Here is a 5,384-nt window from a genome sequence, read left to right on the forward strand (position 1 = left end):
ATCACCGCCCATTGCTCATCCGAGAGCCAGAACAGGTCCGCCATCACCGCCTCCAGGCCAGAAAACGGCCGCCTGGAATCATAAAACGACAGACCCTGCAACGGATTGGTTCGGTTCACACCCTAGGACATCAGATGCTGCTCGGACTCAAACCGGATGACGAAGGTCATTATAGCGGCCGCATCTACAGTGGTGAGGACGGCAAGACATACGATGTCGCCGTATGGGCCGACACACCGTCTGCGCTCACGGTCAAGGGATGCATGCTCATCTTCTGCGGGACGCAGACTTGGAAGGTCGTCACGGACACGTTGCCGGGACAGCTCACGGCCGCCACTGACTCGTCGGGTGGGCCTCGTCGCGACCCGGAATGGAACGTGAGACCCACGGCCACGGGATCGATCTCTACCCGGAAGGGGACGGTCGTCCGCTAGCCTACTGCCTCAACCGATCGCGTCCCACTCGGACGCCTACCAATCGCAGCCCCGTCGCACCCGGAGCTGCGGTACGCCGGCCGACCCAAAACGCACCGATCACGGGTCGGCCGGCACTCTTGCCAAGCCTGAAGTCACATCGGAGTTGATCATGACGAGAGCAGCCCGTTTCGTCGCCGCTGCCTTGTGCGCAGGCGGCATGCTGGCCGCACCGGCGGCCGAAGCTGGGCCCTGGCATGGCCACGGCTACGGCCCGCGAGCAGGCTACGGCTACCATGGTGGATATCGGCACTACGGCGCGCGTCGCGGCCGCAACGTCGCGGGAGCAGTGGCCGCAGGCGCAGCGCTTGGAATAATCGGCGGTGCGATCATCGCATCCCAAGCCCAGCAGGCCCGGCGCGAGCGTGAGGCTGCGGCGGCCTATTACGGTTACTGACCTGCGTCTAAGTAGCCTTGCGGCCGTCGAGTAGAAAACCTCGACGGGACTGCCACGTGGTTGCATGCCCGCTTCATGGGCCTGCGACATCCGGTCGACCTGCATCCGCCCCTCACTCAGGTCGACCGGACACCGACATTTGCGGAGATTGCCCCACAATGATGACCCGTCTAGCGCTCGCCGCATTGACCGCCGTCTTACTCGTGCCGGTTTCAGGTTTGTCCCCTGCGGCAGCGCAATACTACGAGGATGAAGGTTACGATCGTCCGCGGCCCTACTACGACGGCCGTCCCCGCTATCGAGGCCGCTTCGGACGTGTTTGCGTCACAAGCCGGGGCGCGTGTATGAGCGACGATGTTCTGCCCTACAACGCGCCGTGCGCCTGCACAGTCCCGGGCTTCGGAATCGAGCACGGTCAGATCGGAGGGTGAGTCGAGCCGTTCAGGGTATGTAGGACGCGCCCATCCTAAATGTTTCGCTCCTCGCACGCTCCAACAAGTACGCTCCACTTCCGGCGGAAGGTATGATACTGATTGTTCATTCGCTTAACGTTCTGTGACGAAGCGTATGGGTTCGGTCCGCACCGGCAGCCATACGGCAAAGTGATAGCAATTGTGAAACCGACTGGACATGCGCGCTAAGCATAGCAACGTCGACGGCCCCAGCGATAGCTTTTCGGAAAAACAGGAGCGCATCCTAGACGCGGCGAAGATCTGCTTCGTTCGAAGCGGCTTCGATCGTACAACGATGCAAGACATTGCTCGTGAAGCGAAGATGTCGTCCCCGAATATCTATCGTTACTTCATCTCCAAAGAAGCACTGGTACTAGGCTTGGCCGAGCGCGACGGCAAACGTACCGCTTTCATCGCGGAACCTCTCGCGCGGCCAGGTGGCGGAAGCGACGCCTTAATCGAGGTGTTCGAGCGATATTTTTCTACACTCGATCGCGATAGCGCTATACTGAGCCTTGATCTGTGGCTCAACGCAACGCGCCATCCAGCGCTCGCGGAGATTGAAAATCAAGGCCAGAAACAAGCAAGGTCATGGTTGAGGCAGACCCTCCGTGATTTGGCAAGGTCGCCTCACTGTGATGTCGATGCAATAATTGAGGCGATCGATCCGATCATGAAGGGCATGGTTGTTAGCCGTGCACTGGTCCCAGAGTACAATCATTCGAGCGCACTTGCGCAAGTCCGCACGCTCGTTCGGGATGGATTGCAAGGCAGGCTGGCTGCTGCCACCTCTCAAAAATAGCCAACCGCAGTCCGGCAGGGCGCCAAGGACGGGCACGGGGCAGGCCATGGAGGAACTCCTTCAAGGCTTCGTCCGGGTGTCGGAGGTTCAAGCGGGCGGCGGGTGGGCTAGCGCGTCCCGGTGCATGGTATGGCTTCGAGAAGCGAGAGGACGGCGTTGCAGCCGAGGAGCAGGCATGCGTGCTTCTCAAGCGCCTGCAGGCAGAGGGACTATACCGATGCCCCCCGCCTGCACTCGCAGCCGCAGCCGCTTTCGACCCGACCCAGCCGCCGGAAGCAATGTCGGCGTTCCCCCGAAACGGACGTTCGTCAACCGTCCGGCAACTTCTGCTCGGGGTGGTGAGCAGCCCTCAGCACTGCGGCCGAACCGGACGTTCAAGCCAGCGGCGGCTGGTCTGGTTTGGGTGCGCCTTTCTCAGACCGGCGCTCGCGGCTGCTCGCGACCCGTGCGGACATCGGCCTTCATGGTGCGACGCCTACCGCCGTCCGGCGAGTAAGGTCCGTGCGAAGCCCAGCAACTTCCGACGGTCCGCCGAGTGCTCAAGGCTCTGCCAGATCCGTAGCAACTCCATTACGTCGTCGCCTTCGGTTCTGGTCGGACGATCATTGGAAAAGGCCCCCTCGGGTAGATCGAGGGTCGCCGCGATGCGCTTGAGAGTGCTGACACCACGACGGCGATCTTCGTCGTCTCTGAGCGGGCTGACCGGCAAGGCTGCCTCCAAGGTTCATCCGGAAGCGCCGACCGACGCAAAACTAATCTAGGCTATTGTGTGCGCTGGCGGACAAACAATCGTTGCGCGACTTCTTGTCACGAAACACGCCCGGTGATTGTATGGTTGCGCACCATGGTTCGGGGGGCGAAATGGAAACGCCCGACGAGTTTGAGGCAGTGGCTGAGTTCTGCATCGCCAATCACGAAGCGGTCATGCGGCACGGCTCGCCCGAGATGCAGACGGCCTCGCGGATGCTGCTGTACGCCTTGGCCGAAGAGATCCGGCGCCGCGCCGGCGACGAAGTCGCTCCAGCCAGCGACGACGGATTGCAGTAGACCGCGGTCCGCTATGCCCACTCCCACTTACAGCAGCCGGCCGACACGGTTCGGTTTGGGTATGGTCCAGGCGAACCCCGGCCCTCAGTCTGTTTTGGATGCCCACTGAGACCATCCAAAGCGAACTTTCTCAACCGAACCAATCATAGCAGACCGACAAGCCCGGATGCCACGGAGCAGACATCCCGAGGGTCTGCTTGGTGTCGGAAGTGGGCGAGGCAGTCACGTCCGCTTCGATGCCTTTCCGCCCGTAAGCGAACCGACAGAAATCCACCCTTCTCGGACATTCGTCCTATTCTGCCGTATGTCCGAAAAACGATCGTATCTCCGACAGTCTGGCAGAACCCGTCACTCGCCGCTCGAAACAGCCCAGTCTCTGTCGGAGAAACGTGTCGGCTTTTCTACTGCCGGGCAAACGCCAGTTTGGCGCGATCCCGACCTGCGCGTCAGCTTCGCGCGCATGTTCGCCCCAACCTGATCCTTCAGCGCGGCCTTCAGCGGATCATCTCGACCACGACACCGGCTGCCTCGGCGATCATCGACCAGCGCCGCTCCGCGGTGAGCGCCGGCAGGCCTTCGCGCTTGGCCAGGGCGAGGCAGTAGCGATCCCCGAGCGACAGACCGCCCTCAACCATGAGCGGACGCAGCATCCCGGCCTCGTACGACAGCGCGGCATCGGCGGCAGCCCATCGGATCGGCAAGGGACGCAACAGCGCCTCGATATCAGGGCGTGCAGCCCCGAGCTTGGCGTAGTGGCTGACCACCTCAGCCAGATTGGCGGTCGTCATGACAGACCCGTCGAGCCCGGCCTTCACCCGATCCGCTCCCGGCTCGGCCAGCAGCAGGGCGAGCAGCGCGGACGCGTCGAGGACGAAGCCCGTCATTCGGCCTCGGCCTCACGCACGCGATCCGCGAGGAAGTCCGCCACGGACGCACCTGCCGTGTCGCCGACGAGCCTGCGGCTCAGAGCCTGTGCTCGGGCGACGACCTGATCGAGTGTCCGCAATACGATGGCGTCGCCCATGTCCTCGACGATGACCTCACCCCCGTGACTGAGGCCGTGCCGCTTGCGTAGATCGGCGGGCAAGCTCACGCGCCCGTCGGGCATCACCTTAGCTCTCACGTGTTGCCTCCGCTGTCTGCCGTTCGATCGATCATACGCCATCATCGTCGACTTACGCCAGGATAAGCGATTGACGGCATGTCCTCGCGAAGCTGGCCAGCACCACTGGATCATATCGGCTGCGTGGTGCCGCTCTGCTCCGTCCGTATGGGGATCGGTGAGCGGACGCTTGGCCGATCCACCTCTGAAGGCTCGATCCGCCTGCGCCGGTCGCGTCTCAATAGAATGGTACGATAAAAATTGCGGTGAGGGGATCTCATACGTTACAGTCGAGCCTATGACGCATGTGCTGATCGGCTACGCCCGCTGCTCGACCGACAAGCAGGACCTCGCCGCCCAGCGCCACGCTCTGGTCCAGCTCGGGGTGGCACCCGATCGCATCTACACCGACAAGGGCTTCACCGGGACGAACCGAGCCCGACCGGGCCTCGACCAAGCGCTGGCTGCGGTCCGGAGTGGCGATACTCTCGTGGTGCCCAAGCTCGACCGGCTCGCCCGATCGGTGCCTGACGCGCGTGCGATCGGCGACGCGCTCGCCGCCCGGGGTGTGAAGCTCCAGCTCGGCGCCAGCGTGCACGACCCCACCGACCCAATGGGCAAGCTGTTCTTCAACATCCTGGCGACGTTTGCCGAGTTCGAGGCGGACCTGATCCGGCTGCGCACGCGCGAGGGCATGGCGGTGGCGCGCGCCAAGGGGAAGCTGCGGGGCAAGAAGCCCAAGCTCTCCGACCGGCAGCAGAAGGAGTTGCGCCGGATGTACGACACCGGCGGGTACGCGATTAGCGACTTGGCCGAACTGTTCTCGATCTCCCGGCCGACCGTCTACCGGACCCTGGAGCGCCAGCCCGCCGCCGTCGCTGCCGTGACGGCCTGAGCGGTCACGGCACTGGGCTTACACCTCACCGGTGCCCACAAACCGCAGCGACAGATAGCGCTGACAATCAGTGCCGAATATCGATCAAGGGTAAGCGATGTTCCGACCCCATCTTCTGTGGGGCGATCTGACCGGGCAATTTGACGATCCGCACGAGAGGATCGTTTTGTGTCTCGACTTGACCGTAGACTTGAGCCGGAGGGGACGGTCCGGCGT

7 protein-coding genes are annotated in these 5,384 nt (G+C 63.0%); 5 read left to right on the forward strand and 2 right to left on the reverse strand.

Annotated elements, in window-relative coordinates; genetic code table 11:
- Positions 1-11 precede the first annotated feature (11 nt).
- The 4 genes from ACLBYB_RS32380 to ACLBYB_RS32395 all read left to right on the forward strand — a co-directional run bounded on the left by ACLBYB_RS32380 (position 12) and on the right by ACLBYB_RS32395 (position 3,171).
- Positions 12-434, forward strand: a complete 423-nt coding sequence (locus ACLBYB_RS32380; RefSeq protein WP_447701329.1) for a DUF2147 domain-containing protein — start codon at positions 12-14, stop codon at positions 432-434.
- Between the two features lie 151 nt (positions 435-585).
- The gene (locus tag ACLBYB_RS32385; RefSeq protein WP_132369275.1) at positions 586-870 is read left to right on the forward strand and encodes a hypothetical protein; all 285 of its coding nucleotides are present in this window, start codon (positions 586-588) and stop codon (positions 868-870) included.
- Between the two features lie 630 nt (positions 871-1,500).
- A complete protein-coding gene (locus tag ACLBYB_RS32390; RefSeq protein WP_447701324.1) occupies positions 1,501-2,124 on the forward strand; it encodes a TetR/AcrR family transcriptional regulator in 624 nt (207 codons plus the stop codon).
- A gap of 861 nt (positions 2,125-2,985) precedes the next feature.
- Positions 2,986-3,171: a hypothetical protein gene (locus ACLBYB_RS32395; RefSeq protein WP_447701325.1), complete on the forward strand. Its 186-nt coding sequence runs from the start codon at positions 2,986-2,988 to the stop codon at positions 3,169-3,171.
- 494 nt (positions 3,172-3,665) lie between these two features.
- On the opposite strand, the gene ACLBYB_RS32400 is transcribed toward ACLBYB_RS32395, so the two are convergent.
- Complete coding sequence (locus ACLBYB_RS32400; RefSeq protein ID WP_447701326.1) at positions 3,666-4,055, reverse strand: PIN domain-containing protein; 390 nt, start codon at positions 4,053-4,055, stop codon at positions 3,666-3,668.
- Entirely contained in the window at positions 4,052-4,279 is a 228-nt protein-coding gene (locus ACLBYB_RS32405; RefSeq protein ID WP_447701327.1) for an AbrB/MazE/SpoVT family DNA-binding domain-containing protein, read from the reverse strand. Before ACLBYB_RS32405 ends, ACLBYB_RS32400 begins: the two co-directional genes overlap by 4 nt.
- 292 nt (positions 4,280-4,571) lie before the next feature.
- Here ACLBYB_RS32405 and ACLBYB_RS32410 point away from each other — a divergent pair, with 292 nt between their 5' ends.
- Positions 4,572-5,168 carry a recombinase family protein gene (locus tag ACLBYB_RS32410; protein ID WP_447701328.1) on the forward strand — a complete coding sequence of 199 codons (597 nt, stop codon included), beginning with the start codon at positions 4,572-4,574 and terminating at the stop codon, positions 5,166-5,168.
- Positions 5,169-5,384 lie beyond the last annotated feature (216 nt).

It is taken from the genome of Methylobacterium sp. D54C, assembly GCF_053345595.1.